At 59.8% G+C, this 14,175-nt stretch carries 9 protein-coding genes; 7 read left to right on the plus strand and 2 right to left on the minus strand.

Annotation, left to right across the window (positions count from 1 at the left end; translation table 11 throughout):
* The first annotated feature begins 1 nt into the window (after position 1).
* Genes rsmA through ACEUKI_RS09135 form a run of 3 tightly spaced genes read left to right on the plus strand, consistent with a single transcriptional unit; the run spans position 2 to position 2,548 of the window.
* A complete protein-coding gene (gene rsmA / locus ACEUKI_RS09125) occupies positions 2-925 on the plus strand; it encodes a 16S rRNA (adenine(1518)-N(6)/adenine(1519)-N(6))-dimethyltransferase RsmA (protein WP_080785689.1) in 924 nt (307 codons plus the stop codon).
* Positions 922-1,872 (plus strand): 4-(cytidine 5'-diphospho)-2-C-methyl-D-erythritol kinase, encoded by a 951-nt coding sequence (locus tag ACEUKI_RS09130; RefSeq protein ID WP_080785688.1) that lies wholly within the window; start codon positions 922-924, stop codon positions 1,870-1,872. The genes rsmA and ACEUKI_RS09130 overlap by 4 nt, the downstream gene beginning before the upstream one ends.
* A 46-nt stretch (positions 1,873-1,918) precedes the next feature.
* On the plus strand, positions 1,919-2,548 hold the full coding sequence (locus ACEUKI_RS09135) for a LytR C-terminal domain-containing protein (protein ID WP_080785687.1): 630 nt from the start codon (positions 1,919-1,921) through the stop codon (positions 2,546-2,548).
* An 84-nt stretch (positions 2,549-2,632) separates the two neighbouring features.
* Here the strand turns inward: ACEUKI_RS09135 and ACEUKI_RS09140 are convergent, their stop codons facing one another.
* On the minus strand, positions 2,633-4,048 hold the full coding sequence (locus ACEUKI_RS09140) for a CCA tRNA nucleotidyltransferase (protein WP_080785686.1): 1,416 nt from the start codon (positions 4,046-4,048) through the stop codon (positions 2,633-2,635).
* An 86-nt stretch (positions 4,049-4,134) separates the two neighbouring features.
* On the opposite strand from ACEUKI_RS09140, the gene ACEUKI_RS09145 reads away from it, so the two are divergent.
* From ACEUKI_RS09145 to ACEUKI_RS09160, 4 genes are all read left to right on the plus strand, one after another.
* Entirely contained in the window at positions 4,135-5,415 is a 1,281-nt protein-coding gene (locus tag ACEUKI_RS09145) for an NUDIX hydrolase (RefSeq protein WP_179133552.1), read from the plus strand.
* Between the two features lie 71 nt (positions 5,416-5,486).
* Complete coding sequence (locus ACEUKI_RS09150; RefSeq protein ID WP_374156766.1) at positions 5,487-7,655, plus strand: DUF6049 family protein; 2,169 nt, start codon at positions 5,487-5,489, stop codon at positions 7,653-7,655.
* Complete coding sequence (locus tag ACEUKI_RS09155) at positions 7,652-11,479, plus strand: lipid II flippase MurJ (RefSeq protein ID WP_374156764.1); 3,828 nt, start codon at positions 7,652-7,654, stop codon at positions 11,477-11,479. The genes ACEUKI_RS09150 and ACEUKI_RS09155 overlap by 4 nt, the downstream gene beginning before the upstream one ends.
* Before the next feature lie 119 nt (positions 11,480-11,598).
* Entirely contained in the window at positions 11,599-12,618 is a 1,020-nt protein-coding gene (locus ACEUKI_RS09160) for an NAD(P)/FAD-dependent oxidoreductase (RefSeq protein ID WP_181896126.1), read from the plus strand.
* Between the two features lie 258 nt (positions 12,619-12,876).
* Here the strand turns inward: ACEUKI_RS09160 and ACEUKI_RS09165 are convergent, their stop codons facing one another.
* Entirely contained in the window at positions 12,877-14,061 is a 1,185-nt protein-coding gene (locus ACEUKI_RS09165; protein WP_131218582.1) for an IS256 family transposase, read from the minus strand.
* Positions 14,062-14,175: the final 114 nt, after the last annotated feature.

Here is a 14,175-nt window from a genome sequence, read left to right on the forward strand (position 1 = left end):
TATGAACGACACCATTCCCGCCACCGGTCACCTGTTAGGTGCCGCCGATATCCGTCGTATCGCGGCCGATGCCGGCATCAGCCCCACCAAGAAATTCGGGCAGAACTTCGTCATCGACCCCGGCACGGTCCGTCGTATCGTACGCGAGACGGGAGTGACCGCTGCCGATCATGTCATGGAAGTCGGCCCCGGCCTGGGATCGTTGACGCTGGCGATTCTGGAAACCGGCGCCACCATGACCGCAGTCGAAATCGATCCGCCGCTGGCCGAACGACTGCCGGGCACAGTCGCCGAATTCATGCCCGAAGCCACGTCACGACTCACCGTCGTCAATCGGGATGCCTTAACCGTCACCCCGGAGAACGTGCCTGATTTCAGCGATGACGCATCGTTTACGCTGGTCGCCAATCTGCCGTACAACGTGGCCACGCCGATTCTGCTCACGCTGTTGGAGCGTTTCGACAACCTCGGCTCGTTCTTGGTGATGGTGCAAAAAGAGGTGGCCGACAGACTCGCCGCCAAGCCCGGTTCCAAGATCTACGGCACGCCGAGCGTGAAGCTCGCCTGGTATGGCACCGCCGAACGGGTGGGCACCATCGGCCGCAATGTGTTCTGGCCGACTCCCAATGTGGATTCCGCGCTCGTCAAATTCACCCGCTATCAGGCCGATGACCCGGCTGCCCCGGGAACTGCGAACAGCACAGACGACGGCACACAACGGGAACTCGTATTTCGTCTGATCGATGCGGCATTCGGTCAGCGTCGCAAGACCCTGCACGCGGCATTGAAGACCATTGCGCCCTCCGAGGCATTCTCCATCGCCGGCATCGATCCGACCCGTCGAGGAGAGACGCTCACCATCGCCGAATTCACCGCTCTGGCCAAGGCCATCGAATCGTGTGGAGATGGAGATGAGGCACAATGAGTCCGGTAATCTCACATCCACGCCCAGCCGCTGCCCGGCATCAGTCCGATGAGCTCTCCCCCATCACCATTACGGTGGATTGCCCGGCGAAAACCAATCTCACCTTGGAAGTGGGACCTGCTCACGACGAATGGGGCGGACGCCACGAACTGGACACCATCTACTGCGCAATCGGCGTATACGACACCGTCACCGCAACCGCCAAGCAACCCGGAGCAGGATTCTCTCTGGAGCTCGAAGGCGCTTATTTGGGCGACTTGGCCTCCTCACGCAGCGACATGCGCCGCAACCATGCGGTACTGGCCCTCTTCGCCATGGCCCAGGCGGCCGAGCGCGAGCCGGATGTGGCGTTGACCATCACCAAGCGCATTCCCGTGGGTGCCGGACTAGGCGGCGGTTCAGCCGACGCCGCGGCGACCATGCTGGCGGTCAATCGTCTCTGGGAGCTGAACTGGCCCATAGAGCGCCTGCGCACCATTGCCACCACGTTGGGCGCGGACATGCCGTTCTGCCTGACCGGTGGCCTTGCATACGGCACCGGTTTCGGCGAACGCATCACGGATATCGCCCCCGGCAGCCGCGATGAGCTGGCGCTGATAGAACAGGGATTCAGCGGCGAAGTATTGGTCGGCGCATACCAGTCGCAACTCAGCACTCCTGAGGTCTACCACACCTTTGACATCGTGGGAGCCGCAGAAGGCGACCGCAATCATCTGCAGGCTGCGGCAATCAGCCTGCATCCCCGCAGCGGGCAGGCCATCGACGCCGCCACGCAGGCGGGTGCCAGCCATGCATTCGTCTCCGGATCCGGCCCCTCAGTGGTCGCTTTCGCCGCCGACGAGGCAGCAGCACAACGCATTATCGAGGTGTGGCGCGATACGGCTGTGGTCGATCGTATTATTCGAGCCAAATCTCCCGAACACCCCAATATCAGCGTCAGACAGTGACGCTAAGGTAGCAACCAGCCACCCGACCCATGAAAGAAGTCCACCGATGACGTATCAGGTTGATGAACGTGAAGCCCGCAAGACGTACGTGCGCCGCCGCCAGACCATCGTCTTTTCCATCAGCGGCACGGTATTGGCAGTAGTGCTGGTCATAGCCCTACTGTCCAATTTCCACGTTTTCGGCCTCGGCGAAGTGGAGACTCCGGCCAGCCAGCCGAATTATGGCAACGCGGCGCCGTGCGCGGTCAAGGACAGCAGCGGCAAAGCGCAATACGTGTCCAACGCTTCGGTCGGCATTCGCGTGATGAACGGCACCTCTCACGGCCAATTCGCCAAGGCCGTGGGTGAAGCTTTGGCCAATCGTGGATTCAGCGTGCAAAAAATCGATAACTATTCCAGCACCGACGTTGAACGCACCACCATCTACTTCGGCAAGAACGCCATTAATCAGGCGTATACGCTGATCGGCAATTTCACCGACGCCACCATGATCATGACGGCTCGCGAGGATCAGCTCATCGATGTGGTCATCGGCGCCACGTTCAACGATCTGCAGGACACCAACTCCTCCCCGCAATCCGGTAAGACCATCACCAATATCGAGGGTTGCAAGGCCGCCGATAGCATGACCAAGCTGCCCGCCGACACCAAACACGACGCATACACGGCGCAGTAAGGCGCATACAGCTTCATCTTCGCGAAAAACCGTACGCTGACACGTATTCAGCGTACGGTTTTTTGGTATCGGACTAGTATCGGACTACTGAATCTCGGCGTACCAGCGCTTGAGTTCTTCGACGGCCACATCGTGGTCCACCGGACCGTTATCCAAGCGGTATTCCAGCATGTGCTTGTAGGCGCGGCCGATCATCGGGCCGGGCTCCAGGCCCAGCAACTCCATAATTTCGTTGCCGTCCAGATCCGGGCGGATCGCGTCGAAGTCCTCTTTCTTCTTGAGTTCGCGGACGCGCTCCTCCATCTCATCCATGGCCTGGGAGAAGATCATCACCTTGCGCTTGTTTTGTGTGGTGGCATCCGCACGCGTGAGCCTGTTCAGCCGCTCATAGAGGTGCCCGGCATCCTTGACATACCGGCGTACGGCCGAATCGGTCCACGGCTCGTCCACATAGCCGTGGAAGCGCAGGTGCATATTCACCAGTTCTGAGACGTCCTCGACCAGATGGTGGTCAAAACGCAGCGCCTTCAAGCGCTTGCGGGTCATTTTGGCACCCACCGCGTCATGGTGGTGGAAGCTCACCTTGCCGCCCGGCTCGAACCGGCGGGTCTTCGGCTTGCCGATATCGTGCATCACGGCGGCCAAGCGCAGCGTCAGGTCGGGGGCGGGCACCGGGCCGTCCGGGCCGGTTTCCAGGGCGATAGCACGTTCGAGCACAATCATCGTGTGCTCGAAGACGTCCTTGTGGCGGTGGTGTTCGTCAATCTGCAGTTGCAGGGCCGGAATCTCCGGGAAGACGATGTCCGCAAGACCGGATTCGACCAACGCCTCAAGGCCGGCGCGCGGACGGTCGGAGAGCAGCAGTTTGGTCAGTTCGTCGCGCACACGCTCGGCGGATACGATGTCGATGCGGTCGCGCATCGAGGTAATCGCCTCGGCCGCGTCCGGCGCGATACGGAAGCCCAGCTGGGCCACGAATCGCACGGCGCGCATCATACGCAACGGATCGTCGTCAAAGGACTGTCGCGGGTCCACCGGCGTGCGCAACACACCCTTGGACAGATCACTGGCACCACCGAACGGGTCCACGAATTGCAGGTCGGGCACGCGCAGGGCCATCGCGTTGACGGTGAAGTCGCGGCGGGACAGGTCGCCCTCAAGCGTGTCGCCATAATTGACCTCGGGCTTACGCGAGTCCGGATCGTACGTGTCGGAGCGATAGGTGGTGACCTCCACCTTGACCTCGGTGCCGTCCGGGCGGCGGCGCATGGCACCCAGCGTGCCGAACTTGCGCCCCATGTCCCAGAAGCCGTCATGCCCCCACCGGCGCAGTATCGGCTCGAACTGCTCAGGCCGTGCGGATGAGCAGAAGTCCAAATCGTGGCTCTTTCTATGGAGTAGCAAATCCCTGACCGGGCCGCCGACCAATGCCAGCTCGTAACCCTGTTCGGCGAACAGTCGACCAAGTTCGATGGCTTCGGGCCATACTTCGAAATCCAATGGACACCTTCCCGCGTGCGACGTTTTTCTGCCCTACCAGCATACCGTTACCCCACCTGCACACGGGGTTGAGTAAGGTGGAGAATATGATTACGCCCGCCGACCTTGCCCGCATGCTGGGGCAAACACCAGATTCGGCGGATAGCCATACCCAAGACCACCTGCTGTATACGTCCGAAACTCCGCGTCATTCCGCCGATTCGGGCGATTCTTCCGATGTCGGCGGCACCGCGAGCCACTCCACCAATCAGGCCGTTCATCAAGACGAAGTAGACGCAGTACCGACTGCGCAACATTCCGGTGTGCCCGGCACACCCGCAACGCCCGCCACACCCGCACCATCCGAATCCGAGATATCGGACGCCGCCAGCGACATGCCCGCACCGAAGCCGATGATGCCCACACCGGCCACCGTCTTCGGCATGCATGCCACCGTCACCATCGCCACTACCAGCGGCACTATCGAGGGGCAGGCTGATGGTATCGCCGGCGAGGCCGGTGCCGAGACGATTGCCGAGGTCGAGCCGATTATCGCCACGGCACAAACGTCCGTAACCATCGTCACGAACGATCCCGCGGCGACCGCTCACGCGGCCGTAGATGCTGCCGTTGCGGTCGCCAAGGCCGCCGCCGCGCACACCACAGCGATACCGACTCCGCGCGACGTGCTGATGCCGCCTGCGGCACGTACCGCACCGGCCGCAGCACCGGCTACCATGCCGTCTGCAGCACCAGTGAGGCCCGTAACGTCAGCGCATCCCACGCCGGCTACGGTCTTCGGTCGGCATCCGTCCGCGGATGTTGCCTCGCCGGAACCGGCAGTGCCGGTAGAACCGGTGACGCCATCCGGCCCGACTCCGGCCATGATGCCGCAACGCCGTACGTCGGACGGTCCGACCACATTCGCTTCACTGGATGCCCAGGAACTGCCGGTCGTACGCGAATATTCGGCAGGCGGTCTGATTTTCGATGACCAGAACCGCGTGGCCATTATCGCCCGTCATTCCCGCTCCGGCCATCTCGAATGGTGCTTGCCGAAGGGGCATATCGAAAAAGGCGAGACCCCGCAGCAGACCGCTGTGCGCGAAGTGCGTGAAGAGACCGGCATCCTGGGCGAGGTGATCGATTCCATCGCCACCATCGACTACTGGTTCACCGGCACCACGCAGCGCGTGCATAAGCTGGTCCATCACTTCGCGCTCAAACAGACCGGCGGCAAACTGACGGTGGAAGGAGACCCGGATCATGAGGCGGAAGACGCCATCTGGGTACGTTTTGAAGATTTGGATGACGTGTTGAGCTATCCCAACGAACGCAAAATCGCGTGGCTCTATGCCAGGAAGAAGAACAGGCAGGCAAACGAGTGAACCTACCCGGAGTCTTACGACATTGCACACGTCTAGCACACGCACTGGCGGCTGGCGTCGCCGTTGTGGCGATGCTGGCCGCTCCATTGACCGCCTACGCGAACGATACGACGGACGCAACGGGCAATCAGACCGAGAATCAGCCCAAGCAGAGCATTGCCATCACGCAAAGCACCCCCATCGTCACTTCCAAATCGGGCTATCATGTCACCGCGGTCATCAGCAATACGGACAGCACGGCCACGTCAAGCGGCACACTGCACCTGACCACCAATACGCTGTTCACCTTTGTCTCGCGCACCGATATTCAGAATTGGGCCGAGAACAACGCCCCCATCCCCACCCCCAACGAGTTGGGTTCCGTTGACGTGCCATCGATTCCCCCCGGCGGCACTGCCACCGTCACCGTCGAGGTGAACGCCAATCAGCAGACCCTTGCCTCCATAGGGAGCTGGGGACCGAAACCACTGATGCTGTCGTATATCGTTGGCAATCAGATACTCGCCGATTTGCCGAGTTTTCTGACCCGATCTTCGGATGGGCTCAACACCGCGACAACACCGGCCATGAACCTGACCGTGGCCATGCCCTACACCGCCAGCAGCTGGCAGGTCGATAATAAGGCCATCAGCAATCGCATCGCCGAAACCACCACTTCCTCGACATCAACATCGTCCAAGTCCAACAGCACGGACAAGACCGACAAGTCCGATAACGCCGATGCCAGCAACGCGGCCAAAGCCACTGATACGCAAGCCATATCCTTATCCGAGCAGGATGCCGATACCGCGCGATCCCTTGGGCAGACATTCGCCAAGCACCGCTCGCTGCAAGTGATCGCGGATCCTCTGTATTGGCGTCAGTCCGCAGTGCAACCGTCCATTGCCGGCATCATGCAGCCCGCCGACTTTGACATCACCGCCTATACCGCGCTGGGTGATACCGCGGCCTACGAAAAGGCAGGCATCACCACTGAGCAGTGGAACGCCAAGCAGGCGGCCGCATGGTATGCCGACGGAGGCGACTCCGAAACACCCTCCGCGTACGCATGGCAGGGCAACAACTGTTGGACGTTGGATGCGCTGACCGCAGCACGCGAGCAGGGCTATGACACGGTGATTGCCGATGCCTCTTTCGATGCCGACCAGACTGAAGCCGTACACACAGGCACCTACGTGGTGGATACGCCTGCCGGCGATGTCACCGTGCTGAAGGAGCAATCGACCTTGGGCACGCTGGCCAAGGGCCAAGCCACCAGCACGGACGCGCAGGCCGAGTCCAGCGATGCCGGTCGGTTGGCCCGACTGGTCGCTCAGAGCGCGTTCTACCAGATGGAACAGCCCTATACATCCCGATACCTGCTTATGACGTTCTCCCGCACCACGGAGGCCAGCTGGATAGATCAGGTGATGAGTGCCTTCGAGCAGGCGTCTTGGTTGAATCTGACGGACCTGAAGACCATGGCCAAGGCCGATCCGTACAATGTCAGCGATTCGGTCAATCCCGACAAGGCCGATGATGCCAACACCGCCAATACCCGGTCGGCATTGAGACAGTTGGCCGACAGCCGGCATGACATCATGCGCATGGCCACCTCCATATTGAGGAACGAGATTGATTCCGACGAGGTCTCGTCGTTGGACCCGCAGGCCCTGGCCCGGCAGGACGCCAATGACACCGCCTCGCATAGCAACGATCCGACGCAATGGATTGGCTCTTTACTGGTGCTGCATGACGATATGGCGCTGCGGTCCATGTCTGGCTCCCCCCAGCCGACAGCCACGCGAAAAGCCATGGTCAAAGCCGCGAAAACACTGGCCAGCGATCTTCTGAACGGCGTACGCATCAACCTATCGGAATCAATATCCGTGTTCAGCGAATCCGCGAAAATGCCAATCACCGTCAGCAATGACCTTCCCTACGCCGTCAGCGTGCAGGTCAATTCACTGACTGACTCCATGCAGATCGTCACCTCGCGAACCGCTGACATCGATATTCCCGCGCATAGCGACGCTCAGGTGACCTTCACCATCCGCGTTTCCACTTCCGGCTCATCGACGGCCCATGTGTCGTTGACCGACCGGGAAGGCAACAGCTTCGGCAACACGCAGGACACCGCGATCACCAGTGTTATGCGCATCAGTGATGCCAGCGGCTTCATTATCATCGGCTTCGCCGTGCTACTGGGCGTTATCGGCCTGTGGCGGCAGTTCCATCGGAAGAAGGACCCCGACGAATGAGTTCAACCGTAGGTCGTAATTCCCTGATCATGGCCACGGGAACTGCTGCTTCCCGTGTGACCGGTCAGCTCCGCACGATTCTTCTCGCTGCGGCCATCGGCACCACCGGATTGGCGGCCAACGCCTATCAGGCCGGTTCCATGATTCCCCAATCCGTGTTCACGCTGGTGTCCGGCGGCATCTTCAACGCCGTGCTGGTGCCCCAGATCGTGCGCACGTTGAAAGAAAAAGACGCCCAAGAACGACTGAACCGCCTGATTACGTTGGTCATCGGCATCCTATTGGCCATGACCGTGGTGATGGCGGCGGCCAGCCCTCTGCTTGCCCGCCTGTACGTGGGTAGCGACAATCACCAGATGATAGCCTTGACCACCTCGTTCACCCTGTGGTGCATGCCTCAGGTGTTCTTCTACGGCCTGTATACGGTATTGGGTCAGATCCTGGCCGCCAAAGACCATTTCCTCACGTATGCGTGGAGCTCAACCGGTGCCAACATTATTAGTTGCGCCGGTTTTACTGGTTTTATTCTGCTGTTCAGCAAGGCCAATGAACAGCCCCTCGAATTCTGGACCGCCGACAAAATCGCGCTTACCGCAGGCACCTGGACTTTGGGCGTGGCCTTCCAAGCGCTGATACTGTTCCTGCCGCTGGCCCGTATCGGGTTCAAGTACAAACCCAGCTTCGGGCTTGGCGGCTTTGGACTCAGGTCTATGGGTCCCGTGGCGTTAGGCTCTTTGGGCGTGGTGATCACCAGTGAGATCTGCGGCATTATCCTTACCCGTATCGCCACATCCGCACCGCAGCGCGCCCACGAACTGACGGGTGCCAGCCTGTTCAGCGTGGCAGGCAACGCGACCTATCAGAATGCGTACACACTGTTCATCCTGCCCTATTCGCTCATCGCCGTATCGGTATCCACGGCGATGTTCCCCAAAATCTCCCGTTCCATCGCAGCTGCGAATCTGGATGAGGCACGGCACGACCTGGTCAACGCACTGAATAATGTAGGCCTGCTCATCATGTTCTTCGCCGCCGCCATGGTCGTGTTCCCCGAACCAATCATCCGCGCATTGCTTCCGTCCGTCTCGATGGACGAGACTATGCTGATCTCCTATGCGCTTATCGCCTTGTCTATGGGCATTCCATTGGGGTCGGCGTTCCTGTTGATCCAGCGCACGTTCTACGCCTTTGAGGACGGCCTTCACCCCTTCCTGTCCGCGGTGATGCAGTATGGATTCACCTCAATATCCATGATCATCGGCATGGCGGTATTGCCTCCTGAGCATTGGGTACTCGGCATCGCCTGCTCGGTGACACTCGGTGGATTACTGGCGTTGCCGCTGACATTGATGATGTTGCGCCGCAAGTTCGAAGGCAATCTTGGCGGTCGGGAGATCACGAGAACATATGCCAAGGCCATTGTGGCGGCGCTGGCTTCCGGAGTTGTGGTCTGGCTGATCAAACGACCGGTAGTCGCACTGTTCGGCGCGGATATTCGACCAGTAGGCGGGCACATGAGCTGGTGGTCTGCGCTGGCCATCTGCGTGGTGCTCACCATTGTGCTGGCCGTAGTATATGTGGCTGTGTTGTGGGTGGTGCACACCCCGGAACTCATCAGCGCCTATCACTCGATACTGGCCCGTCTACACAAGACTCCGGCCAGTGAGGACGTTGCTGTGACAGCCCAGCCGGAAAAAGTCGACGATACGCAAATCAATCCTGAGACGGAGCCCGTCAAGGATAGCCCCGCACGTAGAATATCTAAGACCAGTCTCGAACACCAATCACACGGAGCCGAACGCACTATGAAACCGCAACTCGGAGACACGATTCTCAACCGATACACCTTGGTATCATCGTTGCGTGAGGAGCCTGGCATTCAGGCATGGAAAGCCAACGACCGTGTGCTGGCAAAGGATTGCCAGCTGTTCATCATTACCAATCGCAGCGCTTTCGCCGCAATCGATGAGCTCGCTGGTCGCATCGCCGCCACTCGCCCTGATCGTGTGATTCCCATACTGAAATACCGTATGGAATCCGACGTACTCCTCATTGTCATGCCGGTGGATAGCGGCCAATGCCTGACTGACTACATGGTAGATACCGCCAAGCCGCTCAGCTACAACGCCATCCGGTCGATTATCGGAGAATGCGCCAACGTGCTGCGCGAGGTCATTGCAGATACTCCCAGCGGCATCGTCATCACAACCGACACCGTTCGAGTGACTACCTCCGGTGTGCAAATTGCCGATGCACCATGTGCCACGATGCTGGCCGATACGTCCGCTACCGATCTGCGTACGGACGGTCCTGAACGGTATGCGATTCGCCAGCTTGCGGCATTACTCTATACCCTGCTGACACGCACGCCAAGCCAAGCGACACCCACATTCAATCTGCGTGCCTTGCCGCAAGACACCCCTGGCGAATTCCGCATGATTTGCAAGCGTGGATTGGCTTTGAGCGAGCCCGACGAGCATACGTTGCCAATGGCTGCCCTTGTAGAACTCGACGCCTTGTTGGGTAATTGGAAGCCGCTCTCTGAACTGAGCGATGCTGATATTGCTTTGCCGAGCGTGGAAAGCGATTGCTCGATTACCAAGACGATACTGAAGCCTGCCAACGAGACTGATATCGTGCCTATTCCCAGCACGTTGATTAACAGCAGCAGTCTTCCGGAATTGTCTATTACCCCTTCCCTGCCGGTTCAGCCGGCCGCCGTCCCCGCTCCGCACGCGATGTCACCGGTTCCTCTGCCTGATGGGTCCAGTACTGCTGACGGCAACCAGTCTCAGTCTGATGCCCGCCGTCTGTTTGACTTCAACCTTTCTGACGTCTGGGAGCACGAAAATCTTTCCGGTGAAGGCACCGGTGACTGGTACAGCGAGATGAATCCGGCCCCCATCGGCGATCCGGGTGATAATACTCGGTTGACAGGGCCTATTGTTACCGGCGGTATTTCCGATGCCACCGTGGGAGAGACAACCAGTCGTATTCCCGTGTTCGACGCCAGCGGCCGTGCTGTGGCTCCCGGTGAGGAATCGCTGCGTGCCTTGGAAGAGGAGCAGGCCCGCATTGCCGAAGTAAGCGCCATTCCCCCGAGCTTCACACCGAAGGATGTGCCGGATGACGAGGATGACAGCAAGCTGCCCGATGAACATCTGTTCGGCAAACTGTCGACCAAGGTCGTTGCCATCATTGTGGCTCTGATATTGGTAGTGGTAGCGGCTGTTTGGGCAGTGCATGCGTTCCGATCCTCCGGAGAAAATCCTGCCGATGCTTCCAGCAACTCCAGTGAAGGTGACTGGCCTGATATCAATGCTGACGCTGTGCCATTTGGTAGCAGCGAGAACGCGACGAACGGTGGCACCACTGACGATTCTTCAAAGTCGAGTGATGCCACTCAGAGCGAATCCAAGGACTCGGCATCAGACAAGGCCAAGAAGTCCGGCGATAAGGATTCCGGCGCTGTTCCGCAACCGCACCATGAGAACAACACGGCGTTTACGATTTCCAGCGCCAACTTCCTGTCGAATCCTGGCGGCCAATCCGGGTACGCATACTACATGCACCTTGACCAGCCGCAGGATGCGTACCGCATGGTTATCACCATCCGCACATCCGGTGGTAAGGGCTATATTCGCGCAAATACCACTGGAGACCCCACTCAAGGCAAGCAGGTGGCCGAATTCACCTTTGCTGAAGGTGACACTACTGAGGTGAAGTTCACCAAAGCCGTCAATACGCAGGATCTGCTGCTGTGGGTGCCATCGGATAGTCTGCCGCAGAACCAGCTGTACATCGAGAAGGTGGAGGTCTTCTAATCGGCATCTATACCGATGACTGACCCAAGAATGGGCGGTACCGTTTGCATACATTCGACGGTGCCGCCCATTCTTCGCGTCTGGCTGAATGACACGGAATATCGTATGAGGGTGTGACAATGTTTCACGTGAAACATAACGTCATCATTATCGGTTCTGGTCCCGCTGGCTACACGGCCGCCATCTATCTTGGCCGCGCAGGTCTCAATCCTGTTATGGTCACTGGTGCGTTGTCGCCAGGTGGACAGTTGGTCAACACCACTGAGGTGGAGAACTTCCCCGGATTCCCGGAAGGTATTCTTGGCCCGGATCTTATGGATCGCATGAAGGACCAGGCCAAGCGCTTCGGTACAACCTATATCGCAGACGATGTCTCTTCCATCGAGGCGTGTGAGAGTGATTCGGTCAAGCCGACCTATCGTGTAACGCTCTCCGATGACTCCCAGTTGGAGGCATCAGCACTCATCATCGCCACAGGGTCGTCATTCCGTAAGCTTGGGGTGCCCGGCGAACAGGAGCTGTCCGGACATGGCGTCTCGTACTGCGCCACCTGCGATGGCTTCTTCTTCAGGAACAAGCCTATTGTGGTCGTAGGCGGTGGCGATTCGGCTTTTGAAGAGGCATTATTCCTGACCCGGTTCGGTTCTTCGGTCACCTTGATTCACCGACGCGATAGCTTCCGCGCCTCGCAGATCATGGTGGACCGAGCCAAAGCCAATCCGACCATCACTCTGATGACCAACACAGTGGTGACCTCCATTACCGGCACCTCCTCCCCCACACAGAACACCGGTGCACCTATTGCCATTCCTGGCTTGACGCTCAAACGACCGGCTGTAGCACCGGCCAGTGTCAGCAGCATCGCCGTACGTAACGTGGTGACCGGAGAAGAAAGCACGCTGGACACCAACGCCGTATTCGTGGCTATCGGCCATACGCCAGCCACTGATTTTGCGGCCGGTGTTGTGGACCGTGACGATGATGGGTATGTCGTGGTGCAGGGTGCCAGCACGGTGACCAGTGCGCCAGGCATCTTTGCTGCAGGCGATTGCGTGGATCGTTCTTATCGTCAGGCGATCAGCGCAGCGGGCATGGGCTGCCGCGCAGCGCTGGATGCGCAGGCCTATCTTGCGGACTGATTGCGGCGGACTGATGGTGGCTTGCTGTTCTGGCTGCTGCCTGTGACATAGGAGCAACGCTAGGTCAGTGTTACAGCATGCCGCCCTTGGAGAGTACGTACCGGTCAAAGGCATAGAAAGACCCCTCAGGCGACGGAGAATCACGATGTGTGATTGTCTCCTCCAGCATGAGGGGTTTTCTATTGCGACAGGGGCTACAGCGCGGGTAGTGCCCGAACTCTTGCGCACTTTGGTCTTCGCCCGTCCCTGTGGCGGTGATCAGTTCGCTGCTGGTACGGTCTCACCGAGCCTTGACATGTCGAGGTAGCGGCGCGTCGACCACTCGTCGGATGTCACGTAGCGGACCCTCGCGCAGACGAGCATCAACGCGCTGCGTCCGTCGGGGAACGAGCCGACCACGCGGGTCCTGCGCCTGATCTCGCGGTTGAGCCGTTCGATCATGTTGTTGGTGCGGATCCGACGCCTATGCTCGCGCGGGTAGTCGTCGAGCAGGTAGGTCGTGGTCTCGCCGATGCCCTCGCGCAGGCATTTGGCGGCCTCCTTGAGTTTCCTGGATTCCATGTCCCGGGCGACGGATTCGGCCTTCTCCAACGCCTTGTCGCGTGATTCCATGGAGAACACGGCCTTCAGTGCGTCGGCCGCCCAGTCGCGGTTCCCGGGGTTGACCCTGGCGAGTATGTTGCGCTCGAAATGCACCATGCACCGCTGGTAGCGGGCATCGGGCAGCAGCTCGCCCGCGGCGGCGACCAGCCCCGCGCACCGATCTCCCGTCACCAGTCTCACGCCCTTGAGGCCTCGTGCGAGCATGCCTTTGATGAATTCGCGCCAGCTTTCCGCGTCCTCCTTCATGCCCTCGGCCACCGAAAGCACCTCGCGCCGCCCGTCCATGCCGACGCCGATGGCCACCAGGATGCTCACGTTCTCCACGGACCCGCCCCAGCACCTTTTGTGCCACACGCCGTCCATGAACAGGTACGGGTAATCCTGTTCGAGGGGCCTGCCCCGCCATGCGTCGATATCCGCATAGACGCGCTTGAGCTTGTCGCTCAGGGTCTGCGAGGGCATGCGGTCGCCCCACAGGAGCCGGCTGACATCATCGACCTGGCGGGTGGAGACGCCGGCCAGGTACATGTCGATCAAGGCCTCCTCGACGCTCTCCTCACGCCGACGGTATCGTTCGATCACGGCCGACTCGAACACCGCGCCCTTGAGTTTCGGCACTTTCAGGCTCATTTTGCCGGCCTTGACGGTCAGGTCGCGCTCGTAGTGGCCGGCCCGGTACGCCTTGCGGTCCCCGCTGCGCTCGTAGCGCGCGGCGCCGGTGATCTCGTCGGCCTCGGCGTCGAGCATCGCGTTCAGGGTCTCCTCGACGCTTTTGCGGACCATCCGGTCCAGGGTGGTTTCCAACATGGCCTGGTCGACCTGTAGAATCTGCTGTGACATGGCTTCGTGCCCTCGTTTCCAATCGCGGTTTTCTAATGTCTGGCGACTGAAAATCGTACACAGGACACGGGCCATGCCCCTATCTCAAGCCCAAACCAAAGTGCGCAAAATCTC

The sequence above is a fragment of the Bifidobacterium sp. 2450 genome, assembly GCF_041900695.1.
Classification (GTDB): Bacteria; Actinomycetota; Actinomycetes; order Actinomycetales; family Bifidobacteriaceae; genus Bifidobacterium; species Bifidobacterium longum.

Bases quoted from the DNA above. Each gene is read 5' to 3' on its own strand.
- ACEUKI_RS09160 (WP_181896126.1), top strand. From the start codon at position 11,599: ATGTTTCACGTGAAACATAACGTCATCATTATCGGTTCTGGTCCCGCT.
- ACEUKI_RS09135 (WP_080785687.1), top strand. From the start codon at position 1,919: ATGACGTATCAGGTTGATGAACGTGAAGCCCGCAAGACGTACGTGCGC.
- ACEUKI_RS09150 (WP_374156766.1), top strand. From the start codon at position 5,487: ATGCTGGCCGCTCCATTGACCGCCTACGCGAACGATACGACGGACGCA.
- ACEUKI_RS09145 (WP_179133552.1), top strand. From the start codon at position 4,135: ATGATTACGCCCGCCGACCTTGCCCGCATGCTGGGGCAAACACCAGAT.
- ACEUKI_RS09165 (WP_131218582.1), bottom strand. From the start codon at position 14,061: ATGTCACAGCAGATTCTACAGGTCGACCAGGCCATGTTGGAAACCACC.
- rsmA (WP_080785689.1), top strand. From the start codon at position 2: ATGAACGACACCATTCCCGCCACCGGTCACCTGTTAGGTGCCGCCGAT.
- ACEUKI_RS09130 (WP_080785688.1), top strand. From the start codon at position 922: ATGAGTCCGGTAATCTCACATCCACGCCCAGCCGCTGCCCGGCATCAG.
- ACEUKI_RS09155 (WP_374156764.1), top strand. From the start codon at position 7,652: ATGAGTTCAACCGTAGGTCGTAATTCCCTGATCATGGCCACGGGAACT.